The 16051-nt window shown below is 71.9% G+C and carries 12 protein-coding genes; 3 read left to right on the forward strand and 9 right to left on the reverse strand.

What is annotated here, in order from left to right:
* Positions 1-24 precede the first annotated feature (24 nt).
* The 3 genes from ACYVMZ_RS14545 to ACYVMZ_RS14555 form a co-directional block, all read right to left on the reverse strand.
* The gene (locus ACYVMZ_RS14545; protein ID WP_461079448.1) at positions 25-816 is read right to left on the reverse strand and encodes a S1 family peptidase; all 792 of its coding nucleotides are present in this window, start codon (positions 814-816) and stop codon (positions 25-27) included.
* Between the two features lie 282 nt (positions 817-1098).
* On the reverse strand, positions 1099-3909 hold the full coding sequence (locus tag ACYVMZ_RS14550) for a helix-turn-helix transcriptional regulator (protein WP_461079450.1): 2811 nt from the start codon (positions 3907-3909) through the stop codon (positions 1099-1101).
* A 142-nt stretch (positions 3910-4051) separates the two neighbouring features.
* Complete coding sequence (locus ACYVMZ_RS14555) at positions 4052-4837, reverse strand: response regulator transcription factor (RefSeq protein WP_461079452.1); 786 nt, start codon at positions 4835-4837, stop codon at positions 4052-4054.
* Between the two features lie 127 nt (positions 4838-4964).
* Here ACYVMZ_RS14555 and ACYVMZ_RS14560 point away from each other — a divergent pair, with 127 nt between their 5' ends.
* Positions 4965-6635 carry an AMP-binding protein gene (locus ACYVMZ_RS14560; RefSeq protein WP_461079454.1) on the forward strand — a complete coding sequence of 557 codons (1671 nt, stop codon included), beginning with the start codon at positions 4965-4967 and terminating at the stop codon, positions 6633-6635.
* On the forward strand, positions 6632-8230 hold the full coding sequence (locus ACYVMZ_RS14565; protein WP_461079456.1) for an AMP-binding protein: 1599 nt from the start codon (positions 6632-6634) through the stop codon (positions 8228-8230). Before ACYVMZ_RS14560 ends, ACYVMZ_RS14565 begins: the two co-directional genes overlap by 4 nt.
* Before the next feature lie 66 nt (positions 8231-8296).
* On the opposite strand, the gene ACYVMZ_RS14570 is transcribed toward ACYVMZ_RS14565, so the two are convergent.
* A complete protein-coding gene (locus ACYVMZ_RS14570; protein WP_461079458.1) occupies positions 8297-8518 on the reverse strand; it encodes a hypothetical protein in 222 nt (73 codons plus the stop codon).
* A 21-nt stretch (positions 8519-8539) separates the two neighbouring features.
* A complete protein-coding gene (locus ACYVMZ_RS14575; protein ID WP_461079460.1) occupies positions 8540-8995 on the reverse strand; it encodes an SDR family oxidoreductase in 456 nt (151 codons plus the stop codon).
* Between the two features lie 220 nt (positions 8996-9215).
* Between ACYVMZ_RS14575 and gcl the strand changes: the two genes are divergently transcribed.
* The gene (gene gcl, locus ACYVMZ_RS14580; protein WP_461079462.1) at positions 9216-11000 is read left to right on the forward strand and encodes a glyoxylate carboligase; all 1785 of its coding nucleotides are present in this window, start codon (positions 9216-9218) and stop codon (positions 10998-11000) included.
* Positions 11001-11070: 70 nt separating this feature from the next.
* On the opposite strand, the gene ACYVMZ_RS14585 is transcribed toward gcl, so the two are convergent.
* The 4 genes from ACYVMZ_RS14585 to ACYVMZ_RS14600 form a co-directional block, all read right to left on the reverse strand.
* The gene (locus tag ACYVMZ_RS14585) at positions 11071-11736 is read right to left on the reverse strand and encodes a TIGR04222 domain-containing membrane protein (protein WP_461079464.1); all 666 of its coding nucleotides are present in this window, start codon (positions 11734-11736) and stop codon (positions 11071-11073) included.
* Between the two features lie 814 nt (positions 11737-12550).
* The gene (locus ACYVMZ_RS14590; protein WP_461079466.1) at positions 12551-14029 is read right to left on the reverse strand and encodes a catalase; all 1479 of its coding nucleotides are present in this window, start codon (positions 14027-14029) and stop codon (positions 12551-12553) included.
* Positions 14030-14237: 208 nt separating this feature from the next.
* On the reverse strand, positions 14238-15170 hold the full coding sequence (locus ACYVMZ_RS14595; RefSeq protein WP_461079469.1) for a 2-hydroxy-3-oxopropionate reductase: 933 nt from the start codon (positions 15168-15170) through the stop codon (positions 14238-14240).
* On the reverse strand, positions 15167-16009 hold the full coding sequence (locus ACYVMZ_RS14600; protein ID WP_461079471.1) for a TIM barrel protein: 843 nt from the start codon (positions 16007-16009) through the stop codon (positions 15167-15169). The genes ACYVMZ_RS14595 and ACYVMZ_RS14600 overlap by 4 nt, the downstream gene beginning before the upstream one ends.
* Positions 16010-16051: the final 42 nt, after the last annotated feature.

Below are 16051 nucleotides of genomic sequence, written 5' to 3' on the forward strand. Positions count from 1 at the left end.
TCGGATACTGCTGGTCCCTCTCGCCTACGAGTTGACCTGCGCGGTCACCAGGCTCGAGAAGGTGGTCAGCCGGGTGTAGACGCCCGGGTAACCGGCCTGGGCGCAGCCCTCGCCCCAGGAAGTGATCCCTGCCAGGACGCCCCCGATGATCAGGGGACCGCCGCTGTCGCCCTGGCAGGTGTCCACGCCGCCGGAGGTGTATCCGGCGCACACCATCTCGCTGCGCACGAAGGAGGAGCCGTACGAGCTGCCGCAGCTGGAGTCGGACACGATCGGCACGGTCGCGGTGCGCAGCTGGTTGGAGGAGGAGCCGCCCGAGGACGTGGTGCCCCAGCCGAGGATGCGGGCGGTGGTGCCGGCCGCGTACACGGAGGTGTCCGAGGACGACACGTACTTCACCGTCGTGTACGGCATCGGCGTCGACAGCGTCAGCACGGCGACGTCCTCGCCCCGGGTGGCCGTGGTGTAGTTCGGGTGGATCCAGATGCGGCTGACCTGGCTGACGGTGCCGTCCGTGCCGTTGCGGTACGTGCGGCCGCCGACGACACGGGTGTTGCTCGTGGTTCTGCCGACCATGCAGTGCGCGGCCGTGACCACCTTGGTCGGGGACACCAGGGTGCCGCCGCAGAACTGGCTCTGCGAGGCGTTCGTGATCTGCATGACGTAGGGGTACGCACTCGCGGTGGTCGTCGTGCCGCCGACTATGGGCTGCGGCGCGGCGACGGCGGCGGGGGCGGTGAGCAGCGCGGTCGCGGCGGCGGCAGCGGTCGCCGCGGCGAGGGCGGCGGCCTTCTTGGCACGGGTGAGCCCGAACATGAGTCTCCTCATCGGATTGCCGGTGGGGGGTCGCGCGGGTGGGGGGTGGTGCACCGGGGGTCTCGGGAGGGACCCCCGTGTGCCCGGCGAGCGGCACGCCCTTACGCTAGGACCGGGCGCACGGGCTCCCAATGAGGGAACCCCCTAAGGGAGTTGGGCAGGGAAAACCCTCGGTCGCCCTCGGCAAACCCGCGCCGTCACCACCCCCGGGCGCCCTGGCTGAAACCGTGCCGTCGGTACACCCTCGTGGGGCTCACCGCGGTCGGCAGGACCGCCCCGGGCTCAGTCCCCGCGGCGCCCCGCCGCCAGTCTGACGATGTCGACCCGCGATCGGATCCCGAGCTTGCGATAGACCCGGGTGAGCGTCGCCTCGACGGTCTTGACGCTGATGAACAGCCGCCCGGCGATCTCCCGGTTGGTGGCGCCCTCCATCACCAGCGCGGCGACCTGACGCTCCATCGAGGCCAGGCCCTCCAGGGCGTCGAGCGTGGGGGTGGGCACGGCGGCCGGTTCGGCGGGACCGGCCGCGGCGGCCTGGTCGACCTGGCGCAGCCAGGGCAGCGCGCGGCAGCGCCGGAACAGCCGCGCCGCCTCGTCGTAGGTGGTCGGTCCCGGCCGCCTGGTGCGCAACCGGGCCTGTGCGAAAGCGGCCCGTGCCTCCTCCAGGCCGTAGCCGAGCCTGGCGAGCCGGTCCTGAGCCGACGTCAGCTGGGCGAGCGCGGCCTCCTGCTGTCCGCGTGCCGCGCGGACCAGCGCCTCGGCCCGGTCGAGGACGGCCAGCACGCTCTCCCGGCCCAGCCGCAGCGCGTGCACGCGCGTGACGTCGATGACGTCCTGTGCCTCGCCGGGCTCGCCGATCCGCACCAGGGCCTCGGCGAGGTCGCCCTGCCAGCGGCCGCGCGCCGGGTCGGTGATGCCCAGGCCGTACTCCAGTTCCCGCACCCGGCGCAGCGAGCGGACCGCGCCCGCCGGGTCCCCGGCCACCAACTGGGCGTAGCCGAGCGCGGCCAGGGCGCGGGAGAGGTACATCTGGTCGCCGTCCACCTCGGCGTGGTCCGCGGCCTCCCGGGCCAGGGCCAGCGCCCGGTCCACGTCCCCGGCCGAGGCCTCGGCGAGGGAGGTGAGCATCGCCGAGGCGCCCTCGCCGATGCCGCAGTCCCGGGCCAGGCGCAGGCTTTCGTGGGCGAGGTCGAGGGCCCGGCCGCAGTGCCCGAAGCGCAGTTCGGTGTCGGCGAGGCAGCGCAGGAAGTGCACCTCGCTCTCGACCATGCCGCGCCGCCGGGCCTCGCGCAGCAGCGCGGTGATGGTGGCCCGGGCCTCGGGCAGCCGGTCGCTCATGATCAGCCAGCGGAACCGGGCGGAGCCGACGCCGTTGTGGTGGCACGCCACGTACGGGTCCTGGGGTTCCTTCAGTGCCCGTTTGATGGTCGCGGGGGCGTCCGGGTGTCCCATCAGGGTTTCGGTGGAGGCCTGGAAGGCGAGCGCCATGAGCTCGGTGCGCCGGTCCTCGCCGCGCGCGGCCAGCTCGGCGGCGTGGGCGGCCTCCTGCCGGGCCTCGGCGAAGTCGCCCTCCACGACCAGGCCGCGCCAGGCCAGCTGGTAGTGGACCAGGGCGAGCAGCCGCGGGTCGTCGCCCGCGTCGGCCAGCACCTGAGGGAAGACGGCGTCGACCTCGCCGAGGGCCTGCCCGGCGGCCTCGATGACCACCATCCAGGCCCGCACCCGCTCCGCGGGCACCGTGGCCCGGGTCAGCACGTCCCGGGCGATGTCCCGGGCGAGGTCCACCTCACCGGCGGTGATCGCGTCCTCGGCGGCCTGCAGCCGCCGCTCGTCGGGGCCCGGCGTGCTGTCGGCGGGGGTGTGCCCGGCGGCGAGCAGCCCGAGCGAGGCGGCCACCGACGGGGCCCCGCGGTCCCGGGCCAGCGCGGCGGCCTCCGCGAGCCGGGCCGCCACCTCCGGGTGGGTGCCGCTGGTCGCCAGAGCCAGGTGCCGGGCCCGCTCGATCGGGTCCGAGGCGGCCGTGGACAGCGCGGCGTGCGCGGCCCTGCGCTCCTGCGCCGGGGCCTCCGCGTACAGCGCGGCCGAGATCAGCGGATGCGCGAACCGTACGGCCGGTCCCTCCGGCTCCGTCGCGAGCAGCCCCAGCGCGGCGGCCTGGGCGGTCTCGGCCTCGGCGTTGTCCCGGCCGGCCGCGTGCAGCAGGGCCAGGGTGGGGCGGGCGCCCGCGCTGGCCACCAGGAGGGTGCGGCGCGCCTCGTCCGACAGCATCTCCAGGCGGTTGAGCACCAGGGCCCGCAGCGAGGTGGGCACCGGCAGCGGATCACCGGGCCGGGGCCGGGCGGGGCTCTCGGCCAGGGCACGGCCCAGTTCCAGGGCGAACAGCGGGTTGCCGCCGCTGGTGCGGTGGATGTCACGGACCGTGGAGCGGGACAGGCCGGTGTAGCCGCGGTGGTCGAGCAGCGCGGAGACCTGGGTGCGGGTCAGTGGGCCCAGCCGCACGGCGAGGGTGTCCGGCGGGGAGGCCCGCAGATGACGGTCGTACTCCTCGTCCTTGGTGCGCACCGCGCACAGCAGCTGGACGGGGGTGTCGCCCAGGCGGCGGGCGGCGAAACCGAGCAGTTCGGCGCTGGCCGAATCCAGCCACTGCAGGTCGTCGGCGACCAGGAGGACGGGGCCGTCGGCGGCGAGCGCGCGCAGCGCCGACAGCACGGCCAGCCGCAGCGCCAGCCCGTCGCGCTGGAGGGTGGACTCGCCGCGGCCGGTGAGCGCCGACTCCAGGGCGGTGCGCTGGGCGGCGGGCAGCTTGCCGGACACCTCGTCCAGGACCAGGCCGAACAGATCGGCCAGGGCCAGGAACGGCAGATGGGATTCGGACTCAGTGGCCGAGCAGCGCAGGACGATCCGTGCCGTACCGGCGTAATCCGCCGCCAGTGCCCGCAGCACGGTCGACTTTCCAATTCCCGCGGGGCCGTGGAGCAGCACACTGCCGCCTCGGCCGAGCTGCTCACGCGCCGTGGTGAACAGGTCTTCCCGGCCGATGACCAGGTCGGGGCGGCTCCTGGCAGGCTCCTGGAAGTCCCGTCGCACGGTCACCGCTCCCCTCCTGTGTCGTGTCCTGGCCAATATTAGGCAACAACTCATTGAATTTCGGACGGACGCTGTGGTGAGGGAAACGACAGCGGGTGAGGCAGGACGAAATTCAAAGCGTGCCTGAGCGAATAGAAGCACCTCAGGGCTACGGCAACCAGCCTGCCCTGCGCGCGGCGACGACGGCCTCCCCACGGGTCCGGGCCCCCAGCTTCCGCATGGCCGACCGAAGGTACCCCTTCACGGTCTCGGCGGTCACTCCCAGCCGTTCGGCGACGGCCGCGTTGGTCGCCCCCGTCGCGACACACGCCAGCACGTCGACCTCGCGGGGAGCCAGCCGGACCGTCGCCGTCGGCTGTTCGGTCAGCAGCGCGCACGCGTCGAGGAGTTCGGCCCGCACCTGCGGGTCGGCGATCCGCTGCGCCAGGGCCCGCAGGGCCGCGTGCGCCTCCCGCACCTGCTCGGCCCGCGCCGCACCGAGCGCCTCCCGCGCCTCGTCCCGTACGACCAGCGCCCGCTCCACGTCCCGCGCTGCCTCGACGGCGGCGTCGAGTGTGCGGTCGCCCAGAGGCTGGGCCGTGCGCAGGGCGCCGTACAGCACACCGCGCACCCGGCGCCGTACGACGACGGGTACCGCCAGCACCGACCGCAGCCCCTCCGCGGCGACCGGGGCGTCGTACTCGTGGCTGATCTGCCGCGACGACGAGTAGTCCGTCACCACGCAGGGCCGGGCGAGCGCCACCGCCTTGCCGCCCAGCCCGTTGCCGGAGGTCACCGCCAGCGACCTGAGCGCGTGCGTCGCCGTGCCGTCGAGTTCGCTGATGCGTATCTGCTGCCGACCGGCCTCCAGCAGGCCGCCGAAGGCGACCGGGAGTCCGGTGGAACGCCGCAGGCGTGCCAGTGCGTTCCGTATCTCCACCGCTTCGGCCGTCACCCGCTCGCCCTTTCCCCGCGGCTGTCCTGCCGCACACACCCCCGTTCGGGGGTAGTGAGACCCGCATCACGGATTACACGATGGCGGGGAGCCGCCCGGCAATGGTCCGGTACCGAGGAGGACAGAGATGACGACGGCGACGGAGCTCTTCCGCAGGGCGCGGGACTTCCTGCTGGAACACCGCGAGGACTACGCCACCGCCTGCGAAGGCTTCGCCTGGCCGCGCCCGCAGGAGTTCAACTGGGCGCTCGACTGGTTCGACGTGATCGCGGACGGGAACGACCGCACCGCCCTGCACATCGTCGAGGAGGACGGCTCCGAGACCCGCCTGTCCTTCGCCGAATTGTCCGACCGCTCCGACCGGGTCGCGAACTGGCTGCGCGACCGCGGGGTCACCGCCGAGGACCGCGTCCTCGTCATGCTCGGCAACCAGGCGGAGCTGTGGGAGACCGCGCTCGCCGCGATGAAGCTGCGCGCCGTCGTCATCCCGGCCACCCCGCTGCTCGGCCCCGCCGACCTGCGTGACCGCGTCGAGCGGGGCCGGGTCCGGCACGTCGTCGTACGGGCCGGGGACACCGCCAAGTTCGACGAGGTGCCCGGCGCCTACACCCGTATCGCGGTCGGCGGCGCGCCCGAGGGCTGGCTGCCGTACGAGGAGGCGTACGACGCCCCCGCCGGCTTCGCGCCCGACGGCCCGACCCTGGCCGACGATCCGCTGATGCTGTACTTCACCTCGGGCACCACGGCCCGCCCCAAGCTGGTCGAGCACACCCACGTGTCGTATCCCGTCGGGCATCTGGCGACCATGTACTGGATCGGCCTCAGGCCCGGCGACGTGCACCTGAACATCTCCTCGCCGGGCTGGGCCAAGCACGCCTGGTCCAACCTCTTCGCCCCGTGGAACGCCGAGGCGACGGTCTTCCTCCACAACTACACGCGCTTCGACGCCGCCCGGCTGATGGCGGAGATGGACCGGGCGGGTGTCACCACCTTCTGCGCGCCGCCGACCGTGTGGCGCATGCTCATCCAGGCCGACCTCAGCCAGCTGCGCACGCCCCCGCGCGAGGTGGTCGCCGCCGGTGAGCCGCTCAACCCGGAGGTCATCGAGCAGGTCCGCCGGGCGTGGGGCGTGACCATCCGGGACGGCTTCGGACAGACCGAGACCGCCGTGCAGATCGCCAACAGCCCCGGCCAGCCGCTCAAGACCGGCTCCATGGGACGGCCCAGCCCCGGCTACCGCGTCGTACTCCTCGACCCGGTGACGGGCGCGCCGGGCGCCGAGGAGGGGGAGATCGCCCTCGACCTGTCCGACCGGCCGGTGGGCCTGATGACCGGCTACCACGGCGACGCGGACCGTACGGCGGAGGCGATGGCCGGCGGCTACTACCGCACCGGCGACATCGGACGCCGCGACGAAGACGGATATGTCTTCTATGTCGGGCGAGCCGACGATGTCTTCAAGGCCTCCGACTACAAGATCAGCCCCTTCGAGCTGGAGAGCGCCCTGCTGGAGCACGAGGCGGTCGCCGAGGCGGCCGTGGTGCCCGCCCCGGACGAGCTGCGCCTTGCCGTGCCCAAGGCGTACGTCGTGCTGGCGGACGGCTGGGAGCCGGGCTCCGACACCGCGAAGGTGCTGTTCGAGCACTCCCGCGAGGTCCTCGCGCCGTACAAGCGCATCCGCCGCCTGGAGTTCGGTGACCTGCCCAAGACCGTCTCCGGCAAGATCCGCCGTATCGAGCTGCGCGAGGCCACGGCTGCGGGCTCCGGGAACGAGTACCGCGAGGAGGACTTCCGGTGACCTCCTACACCCACGGCACCAGCGAGGTCCCGCTCCTCGGCGACACCATCGGCGCCAGCCTCGACCGGGCCGTCGCCGCCCACCCCGACCGCGAGGCACTGGTCGACGTGCCCTCCGGGCGGCGCTGGACGTACGCCGAGTTCGGCGCCGCCGTGGACGAGGTGGCGCGCGGACTGCTCGCGAAGGGGGTGGCCAAGGGCGACCGGGTCGGGATCTGGGCGGTGAACTGTCCCGAGTGGGTGCTCGTCCAGTACGCCACCGCCCGCATCGGCGCGATCATGGTGAACATCAACCCGGCGTACCGCACCCACGAGGTCGAGTACGTCCTCAAGCAGGCCGGCGTCTCCCTGCTCTTCGCCTCACTCCGCCACAAGACCAGCGACTACCGGGCGATGGCCGAGCAAGTACGGGGTGACTGCCCGCGGTTGCGCGAGGTCGTGTACTTCGGCGACCCGAGCTGGGAGGAACTGCTGGGCCGGGCCGCGCCCGACGCGCGGTACGAGGAGCTGTCCTGCGACGACCCCGTCAACATCCAGTACACCTCGGGCACGACCGGCTTCCCGAAGGGCGCCACGCTCTCCCACCACAACATCCTCAACAACGGCTATTTCGTGGGGGAGATGATCGGCTACACGGAGAATGACCGGGTGTGCGTCCCGGTGCCGTTCTACCACTGTTTCGGCATGGTGATGGGCAATCTGGCGGCCACCTCGCACGGCGCCTGCATCGTCATCCCGGCCCCCTCCTTCGATGCGAAGGCCACGCTGGAGGCCGTCCAGCGGGAGCGGTGCACGTCCCTGTACGGCGTCCCGACCATGTTCATCGCGGAGCTGAACCTCCCCGACTTCGCGTCGTACGACCTCACCTCCCTGCGCACGGGCATCATGGCGGGCTCGCCCTGCCCGGTGGAGGTGATGAAACGGGTGGTCGCCGAGATGCACATGGAGCAGGTCTCCATCTGCTACGGCATGACCGAGACGTCCCCCGTCTCGCTCCAGACCCGCATGGACGACGATCTGGAGCACCGCACCGGCACCGTCGGCCGGGTCCTGCCGCACATCGAGGTCAAGATCGTCGACCCGGCGACCGGAGTGACCCAGCCGCGCGGCACGGCAGGTGAGCTGTGCACCCGCGGCTACAGCGTGATGCTCGGCTACTGGAACGAACCGGAGAAGACCGCCGAGGCCATCGACGCCGGCCGCTGGATGCACACCGGCGACCTCGCGGTGATGCGCGAGGACGGATACGTCGAGATCGTCGGCCGCATCAAGGACATGATCATCCGGGGCGGGGAGAACATCTACCCGCGCGAGATCGAGGAGTTCCTCTACGGCCATCCGGGGATCCAGGACGTGCAGGTCGTGGGCGTGCCGCACGAGCGGTACGGCGAGGAGGTGCTGGCCTGCGTCATCCCGCGCGACCCGGCCGACCCGCCGACGCTGGAGGAACTGCGCGCGTACTGCGACGGCCGGTTGGCGCACTACAAGGTCCCGAGCAGGCTGCGGATCCTCGACTCCTTCCCGATGACGGTGTCCGGGAAGGTGCGCAAGGTGGAGCTGCGGGAGAGGTACGCCCTCCCGGAGGGGGACGGCTAGCCGGCCACCCGGCGCCGGGCGCGGCGAACGGGCCCGGCGGTGGGCGGTCCGGTCACGGTAGTCGGGTCACACGGACGTCAGCTGCCGCAGATCGGTGGCGTACTTCTGGAGGAGTGAGGGCGATATGTGGGGGATGTCCCGCTCCGGGCCCACTCCGGCCTCCCGGACCGCGGAGCGGAACCGGTCGGAGGGGATGACGGACCCGCGGACCGGTTCCTCGGGCTGCCGGAACCCGTGCAGGAGCGGCAGGACCGAGTACTGCCGCTGGGCCTCGGGGAGTGCGCGCATCGCCGCCTCGAACCGGACCAGTCAGTCCTCGTAGCCGTCCACCCGCTCGATGCGGTGGCCCGCGTCGGCGAGCCAGTCCACGAAGGTGTCGAGCGAGATGCCGTCGTCGTGCGGGTTGACGAGACTGAACGTCCGGTACTCCGCGGCGGGCTGCGCGCCTCCCAGGGCGGCCACGGCGGCGGCGGTGAAGTCCACGGGCAGGCCGTCGTAGTGGGCCCGAGGGGCGCTGCCGTCGCCGTCGGTGCGGTAGAAGGAACGTGGGGCGATGCCGGTGGCGAGGACGCTGAACAGCAGGCGGCTGAACATGTCGGGCACGTTGAGCTGCCCGCGGTACCGGCTGTGCGCGAGGATCATGTTCGAGCGGAAGGTGGCGACCGGCAGGTCCGCCCGTGCTCCGCACGCACACGGATACGCCGGTGCCGCGTAGCGGTGCTCGCGCCGGCAGGCCGGGCAGTGCACCGGCACGCTCTCGGACATGGCCCACTCCAGGACGGCGTCACCTGAGGACAGCGGATCCATCGTCCTCCAGGGAGCCGCCGCTTGTCCGCCGCTTGTCCGTCCCTTGACGGCCTTCGCCCACCCCACCTACATTCATTCCAGATCGTAGAAAATACTTTCCGCTATACGGAAAAGCTCACCGCGGGGCGCGACGGGAGTGCTGATCCGACAGCCGAAGCAGTCGAAGCAGGAGTACTCGATGGCTCGAATGACCGCTGCCCGCGCGGCAGTTGAGATCCTCAAGCGTGAGGGCGTCACCGACGCGTTCGGTGTCCCCGGCGCGGCGATCAACCCCTTCTACGCGGCGCTCAAGGCCTCCGGCGGCATCACCCACACCCTCGCCCGCCACGTCGAGGGCGCCTCCCACATGGCCGAGGGCTACACCCGCACCCACCCGGGCAACATCGGCGTCTGCATCGGCACCTCCGGTCCCGCCGGCACCGACATGATCACCGGCCTGTACTCCGCGACCGGCGACTCCATCCCCATCCTCTGCATCACGGGCCAGGCTCCGACCGCCGTGATCCACAAGGAGGACTTCCAGGCCGTCGACATCGCCTCGATCGCCAAGCCGGTCACGAAAATGGCCGTGACCGTCCTGGAGGCCGCCCAGGTCCCCGGCGTCTTCCAGCAGGCCTTCCACCTCATGCGCTCCGGCCGCCCCGGCCCGGTCCTCATCGACCTGCCGATCGACGTCCAGCTGACGGAGATCGAGTTCGACCCGGAGACGTACGCACCGCTCCCGGTCTACAAGCCCGCCGCGACCCGCGCCCAGATCGAGAAGGCGATCGGGATGCTGAACGCCTCCGAGCGCCCGCTGATCGTGGCCGGCGGCGGCATCATCAGCGCCGACGCCGCCGACCTCCTCGTCGAGTTCGCGGAGCTGACCGGTACGCCGGTCGTCCCGACCCTCATGGGCTGGGGCGTCCTCCCCGACGACCACGAGCTGAACGCCGGCATGGTCGGCCTGCAGACCTCGCACCGCTACGGCAACGCGACCTTCCTGGAGTCCGACTTCGTCCTCGGCATCGGCAACCGCTGGGCCAACCGACACACGGGCCGCATCGACGTGTACACCCAGGGCCGGACCTTCGTCCACGTCGACATCGAACCCACCCAGATCGGCAAGATCTTCGCCCCCGACTACGGCATCGCCTCCGACGCGAAGGCGGCCCTGGAGCTGTTCGTCGAGGTGGCGAAGGAACTGAAGGCGGCCGGCGAGCTGCCCGACCGCTCCGCCTGGGCGGCGGCCGCGCAGGAGAAGAAGGCGACGCTCCAGCGCCGTACGCACTTCGACGACATCCCGATCAAGCCGCAGCGCGTCTACGAGGAGATGAACAAGGCCTTCGGCCCCGAGACCCGGTACGTCTCGACCATCGGCCTGTCCCAGATCGCCGGCGCCCAGATGCTGCATGTCTACAAGCCGCGCCACTGGATCAACTGCGGCCAGGCGGGCCCGCTAGGCTGGACCATCCCGGCGGCGCTGGGCGTGGCGAAGGCCGACCCGGAGGCCTGCGTGGTCGCCCTCTCCGGCGACTACGACTTCCAGTTCATGATCGAGGAACTGGCGGTCGGCGCGCAGCACAAGATCCCGTACGTCCACGTCCTCGTCAACAACTCCTACCTGGGGCTGATCCGGCAGGCGCAGCGGGCGTTCGACATCGACTTCCAGGTCAACCTGGAGTTCGAGAACATCAACGCGCCCGAGCTCGGCGTCTACGGCGTCGACCACGTGAGGGTCGCCGAGGGCCTGGGCTGCAAGGCGATCCGGGTGACCGACCCGAACGAACTGGGCGCGGCCTTCGAGCAGGCGAAGAAGCTCGCCGCCGAGTACCAGGTCCCGGTCGTCGTCGAGGCGATCCTGGAGCGCGTCACCAACATCTCCATGTCGACGACCAACGACATCGGCAACGTCGTGGAGTTCGAGGAGCTCGCGACCGAGCCGGGGCACGCGCCGACGTCGATCAAGACGCTGAAGGTCTGACGCGTACGGGGGTGTGAGCGGCCGGAGCGGCCTGTCCCGAGTCGAGGGGACGGGCCGCTCTTCGGCATGCTCAGTCCGCGCCACCGCCTCCGCCTCCGCCGCTGCCGCAGAAGTGGGCGGTGGAAGGGGAGCCGCCGCCTCCCATGCCGGCGCGCGGGGAGTGCCGCAGGAGCCCCTTGTCCGCCACCTCGACCCGGGCCGTCAGACCCGCCCGGAGGGCGAAGCGCGGCACGACCACCTTCAGGGCCGCCTCGCCGTGCAGCGCGACGGCCAGCAGCTTGTCGTGCTCCGTCAGGCCACGCCTGCTCGTGGGCGGCGGGTGCCGCTCGCGCAGGGCCCGTACCAGGCGGCGGGCGGCGCGCGTCGGGCCGAGCAGCGGGAACCTCAGCAGTCCGGCCTCCGCGAGACCGACACGCGTCTCGGCCACCGCCACGCGGACGTCCGGACGCTTCACCAACTCCCGTATGCCCGCGGGCTCCTGGAGGGACGCGAGCACCGCGTCCGTCAGGGGCGGGAGCGGGGGCAGGGAGCGGCCCGCGGGTGTGGTGCCGGGTGCCGGGTCCCCTCCCGGGGCCGCCTGCGCGACCCGTATCGTGCCCGGCCGGCCCGCCTCGACGGCGCCTCGCAGATACAGGGCGGCCACGGCGACCGTCACGGCGGCGCGCGGACCACCGCGCAGGAGTGCGAGCTCGTGCGGTCGCAACCGGGCCGTGGTGTCGCGTGTGCCGCCGCTCATGAGATCCCCGATCCTGAGGGCCGTTGCCGTGGGTCGTGTGCCGGGCGGGGAACGCCGTCACGTCGCACCGGTCTGTGGGACGCCGGCCGGTCCCCGTCGTCCGGGACCGGTTCCATCCTCATCCGCAGCCCGGGCGCCTCGTCCTCGTCCGGGGCCCGGTCCCTCCCCCGTGGTGGGACCGGGCCCCGCCCCGTTACGGGGACCGGGCCCCGTTTCCCCCGTGCCGGGCCCGGCCCCGTTCCCCCGTCGGCGGGGCCCGCCGCCCCCGTGCCGGCGGGCCCCGTGTGACCGAGAATGTGCCCGCGGGTGGGGGCTGTTGAAGCCCCTTGCGCCGGGTTCAGAGGTTGATTTGAGGGTTCCGTAGGGGGTGTACGACCGGTGGCGTAGGCGGCGTCGTACCGCTCGGTCAGGGCTCGTGGTGCTCCAACGGCCCCGGCCAGTCGTCCGGGCCGCCGCCCTGCCGCTCGATGGAGACGCCGAGGAGCGCCGGATGCGGGACCGTCCGCATCCGGCGCTCGCCGGGTCTGGCCGTCCGACAGCGCGAGGCTGGGCGCGACAGGACGTTCGCGCCGCCGGACGGGGTCTTCGGGTGGGGCTGGGACCGCGGCGGCTGCGACGGAGCCGGGGCCTCCTTCCCTCAGGTCGAAGAAGGAGGGCCGGGACCTTCACCACCGCACTGGCTCGCACGCCGCCGCGGTCCGCACCGGGCCCGCGGTGCCCTGGACGGCCACCCCTCATCCGGGCCGCACCAGGTCACGCGGGCTGCGCGTACGGTCTTGACCTCCCCGCCAAGTCCCGTACGCGAGCGGGGGGTTCAGTCCTCGCGCAGGGCGTGGACCGCCTCCTCCACGCGCTTGCCGTAGTCGGGGTCGGCGGCGTGGAAGTGGGCGAGGTTCTTCTCGATCACGTCGTCGCGGGAGACCTGGGACAGGCCGCCGGCGATGTTCGCGACCAGGCGCTTCTTCTCCTCCTCGGACATCAGCCGGTACAGCTCGCCCGCCTGGAAGAAGTCGTCGTCCTTGGTGTGGAGCGGGGCCACGTGGGTGCCGGTCCACCCGCTGACCGCCAGCGGGGCCGACAGGGGGCGGCCCGTCTCGACCGGGCCGTCGTAGGAGTTCGGCTCGTAGTTCTTGGCGTGGCGGCCCTGGGAGTTCAGCGCCATGAAGCCGTCGCGGCCGTAGTTGTTCGTGCCGCCGGGGACCGCCTTCGGGGCGTTGACGGGCAGCTGGGTGTGGTTGACGCCCAGGCGGTAGCGGTGGGCGTCCGCGTAGGCGAACAGGCGGCCCTGGAGCATCTTGTCGGGGGACGGGCCGATGCCCGGCACGAAGTTGTTCGGGGAGAACGCGGCCTGCTCGACCTCGGCGAAGACGTTGTCCGGGTTGCGGTCCAGCACCAGGCGGCCGACCCGCCGCAGCGGGTAGTCGGCGTGCGGCCAGACCTTCGTCAGGTCGAAGGGGTTGAAGCGGTAGTCGGCCGCCTCGGCCGCCGGCATGATCTGGACGTAGAGCGTCCAGGACGGGTGCACCCCGCGCTCGATGGCCTGGAGCAGGTCCGTCTGGTGGGAGTTGGGGTCCTTGCCCGCGATCTCCTGGGCCTGCTCGGTGGACAGGCAGCGGATGCCCTGGTTCGTCTTGAAGTGGTACTTGACGAAGAAGGCCTCGCCCTCGCTGTTGGTCCACTGGTAGGTGTGCGAGCCGTAGCCGTTCATGTGGCGGTACGACGCCGGGATGCCGCGGTCGCCCATCAGCCAGGTCACCTGGTGTGTGGCCTCGGGGGAGTGGGCCCAGAAGTCCCAGACGTTGTCCGGCTCCTGACGGCCGGTGAACGGGTCGCGCTTCTGCGAGTGGATGAAGTCCGGGAACTTGATCGGGTCCTTGATGAAGAACACCGGGGTGTTGTTCCCGACGAGGTCGTAATTGCCTTCCCGCGTGTAGAACTTCACCGCGAAACCGCGCGGGTCGCGCACCGCGTCCGCGCCGCCGAGGGAGTCGGCCACGGTGGAGAAGCGCACGAAGACCTCGGTGCGCTTGCCGATCTCGCTCAGGAAGTCGGCGTGGGTGTGGCCGGTGACGTCGTCGGTCACCTCGAAGTGGCCGCACGCGCCGGAGCCACGGGCGTGCACCACGCGCTCCGGGATGCGCTCGCGGTTGAAGCGCGCGAGCTTCTCCAGCAGGTGCTGGTCCTGGAGCAGAAGCGGTCCGCCGACGCCTGCGGTGGCGGAGTTCTGGTTGTCTGCGACCGGGGCGCCGGACTCCGTAGTGAGTGTTCCCGCGGTGAACACGCGCTTCGACATCGTGACCTTCCGTACGAGGGGCAGCGGCAGTCTGTGGAAGACGACTTCCGCTTTGTGGAGCTTCCGCTTGCGGGGAGCCTAGGTTCGGGACGATCTGGGCGTCAACAGTTTGTTGAAGTTTCGGGTGGGGGTTCCGGGCGGCGCCGCCCCTTTGGGCGCGACAGGACAGGTGTCAGCGGCGGCGCCGCCCGGGGTCCGGAGGGGCCGGTCAGACCTGGGCGCCCGACAGGCGCTCCACGGCCCGCAGCAGGGCCGAGTGGTCCAGGCCGCCGTCGCCCTGCGCGCGCAGGGACGCCACCAGCTGGGCGACCACGGCGCCGACGGGCAGGGCCGCGCCGACGTTGCGGGCGGCGTCCGTGACGATGCCCATGTCCTTGTGGTGCAGGTCGATACGGAAGCCCGGCTTGAAGTCGCGGTCGAGGAAGTTGTCCTTCTTGCGGGTCAGCACGGTGGAGCCCGCGAGCCCGCCGTTGAGGACGTCCAGCGCCGCCCTCAGGTCGACGCCCGACTTCTCCAGGAAGACCACGGCCTCGGCGCACGCCTGGATGTTCACGGCGACGATCAGCTGGTTGGCCGCCTTCACGGTCTGGCCGGAGCCGTGCGGACCGCACAGCACGATGGTCTTGCCCAGCGCCTCGAAGATCGGCTTGGCGTAGTCGAAGTCGGCCTGCTCACCGCCCACCATGATCGACAGTACGGCCTCGATGGCGCCCGCCTCGCCGCCGGACACCGGGGCGTCGAGGACCCGGATGCCCTTGTCCTTGGCGGCCGCGGCCAGGTCGACGGAGGTCTGCGGGGTGATCGAGGACATGTCGATCAGCAGGGCGCCGGACTTCGCGTTCTCCAGGATGCCGTCCGGGCCGTACGCGATGGCCTCCACCTGCGGGGACGCGGGCACCATCGTGATGATGACGTCGGCGTCGCGCACGGCCTCGGCGATCGAGGAGGCGGCGGTGCCGCCGGCGGCGGCCAGGCGGTCCAGCTTCTCCCGCTCCAGGGTGTAGCCGGTGACGTCGTAACCCGCCTTGATCAGGTTCTCGGACATGGGGGAGCCCATGATGCCGAGGCCGATCCAGGCGATCTTGGGAAGTCGAAGGGTCATGCGGGGTGCCTCTTTCTCACTGCGGTTCTCGGAATTCAACGGGCGGCGGCGCGCGCCTCGCGGGGCAGCCAGTCGAAGGCCTCCGCGCTCGGGCGGTCGCCCGGCTTGTACTCCAGGCCGACCCAGCCGTCGTAACCGGCCTTGCGGAGCCGGTCGAGGAGGTCCTCCAGGGGCAGCACACCGGTGCCGGGGGCGCCGCGGCCGGGGCTGTCGGCGATCTGGACGTGGCCGGTCCTGGCCGCGTACCGCTCGATGACGGCCGGCAGGTCCTCACCGTTCATGGCCAGGTGGTACAGGTCCATCAGGAACTTCGCGTTGCCGAGGCCGGTCGCGTCGTTGACCTTGTCCACGACCCCGACGGCGGCGGGTGCGCTCACCAGCGGGTACAGCGGCGACTCGGGCCGGTTCAGCGCCTCGATCAGCAGGATCGCGCCGATCCGGTCGGCGGCCCGGGCCGCGAGGGCCAGGTTCTCCAGCGCGAGCGCGTCCTGCTCGGCCGGGTCCACGCCCTCGACGCGGTTGCCGTACAGCGCGTTGAGAGCCGTACAGCCGAGGGACTGGGCGAAGTCCGCCGCCACGTCGATGTTGGCGCGGAAGCGCTCCGACTCCTCACCCGGGATCGACAGGGCGCCGCGGTCCGGGCCCGGGAGCTGACCGGCGTAGAAGTTCAGGCCCGTGAGCTGTACGCCCGCGTCCTCGACGGCCTTCCTCAGGGCGTCGAGCTCGGACCGCTCGGGGGTGGGTGAGTCGACCCAGGGCCACCACAGCTCGACCGCGGTGAAGCCGGCCGCGGCGGCGGCCGCGGGGCGCTCCAGGAGCGGGAGTTCCGTGAAGAGGATCGACAGGTTGACGTTGAAGCGCTGGTCTGCGAATCCCATCGCGGCGGCGCTCCCTTCCCTCGGTGTTCCGTATCTATATTT

Source organism: Streptomyces deserti, assembly GCF_054782695.1.

What these genes read in the sequence shown, in the direction of transcription:
- ACYVMZ_RS14570 (WP_461079458.1), bottom strand. Translation starts at nt 8,518, where the DNA reads ATGCGCGCACTCCCCGAGGCCCAGCGGCAGTACTCGGTCCTGCCGCTC.
- ACYVMZ_RS14590 (WP_461079466.1), bottom strand. Translation starts at nt 14,029, where the DNA reads ATGTCGAAGCGCGTGTTCACCGCGGGAACACTCACTACGGAGTCCGGC.
- ACYVMZ_RS14600 (WP_461079471.1), bottom strand. Translation starts at nt 16,009, where the DNA reads ATGGGATTCGCAGACCAGCGCTTCAACGTCAACCTGTCGATCCTCTTC.
- ACYVMZ_RS14560 (WP_461079454.1), top strand. Translation starts at nt 4,965, where the DNA reads ATGACGACGGCGACGGAGCTCTTCCGCAGGGCGCGGGACTTCCTGCTG.
- gcl (WP_461079462.1), top strand. Translation starts at nt 9,216, where the DNA reads ATGGCTCGAATGACCGCTGCCCGCGCGGCAGTTGAGATCCTCAAGCGT.
- ACYVMZ_RS14545 (WP_461079448.1), bottom strand. Translation starts at nt 816, where the DNA reads ATGTTCGGGCTCACCCGTGCCAAGAAGGCCGCCGCCCTCGCCGCGGCG.
- ACYVMZ_RS14575 (WP_461079460.1), bottom strand. Translation starts at nt 8,995, where the DNA reads ATGTCCGAGAGCGTGCCGGTGCACTGCCCGGCCTGCCGGCGCGAGCAC.
- ACYVMZ_RS14585 (WP_461079464.1), bottom strand. Translation starts at nt 11,736, where the DNA reads ATGAGCGGCGGCACACGCGACACCACGGCCCGGTTGCGACCGCACGAG.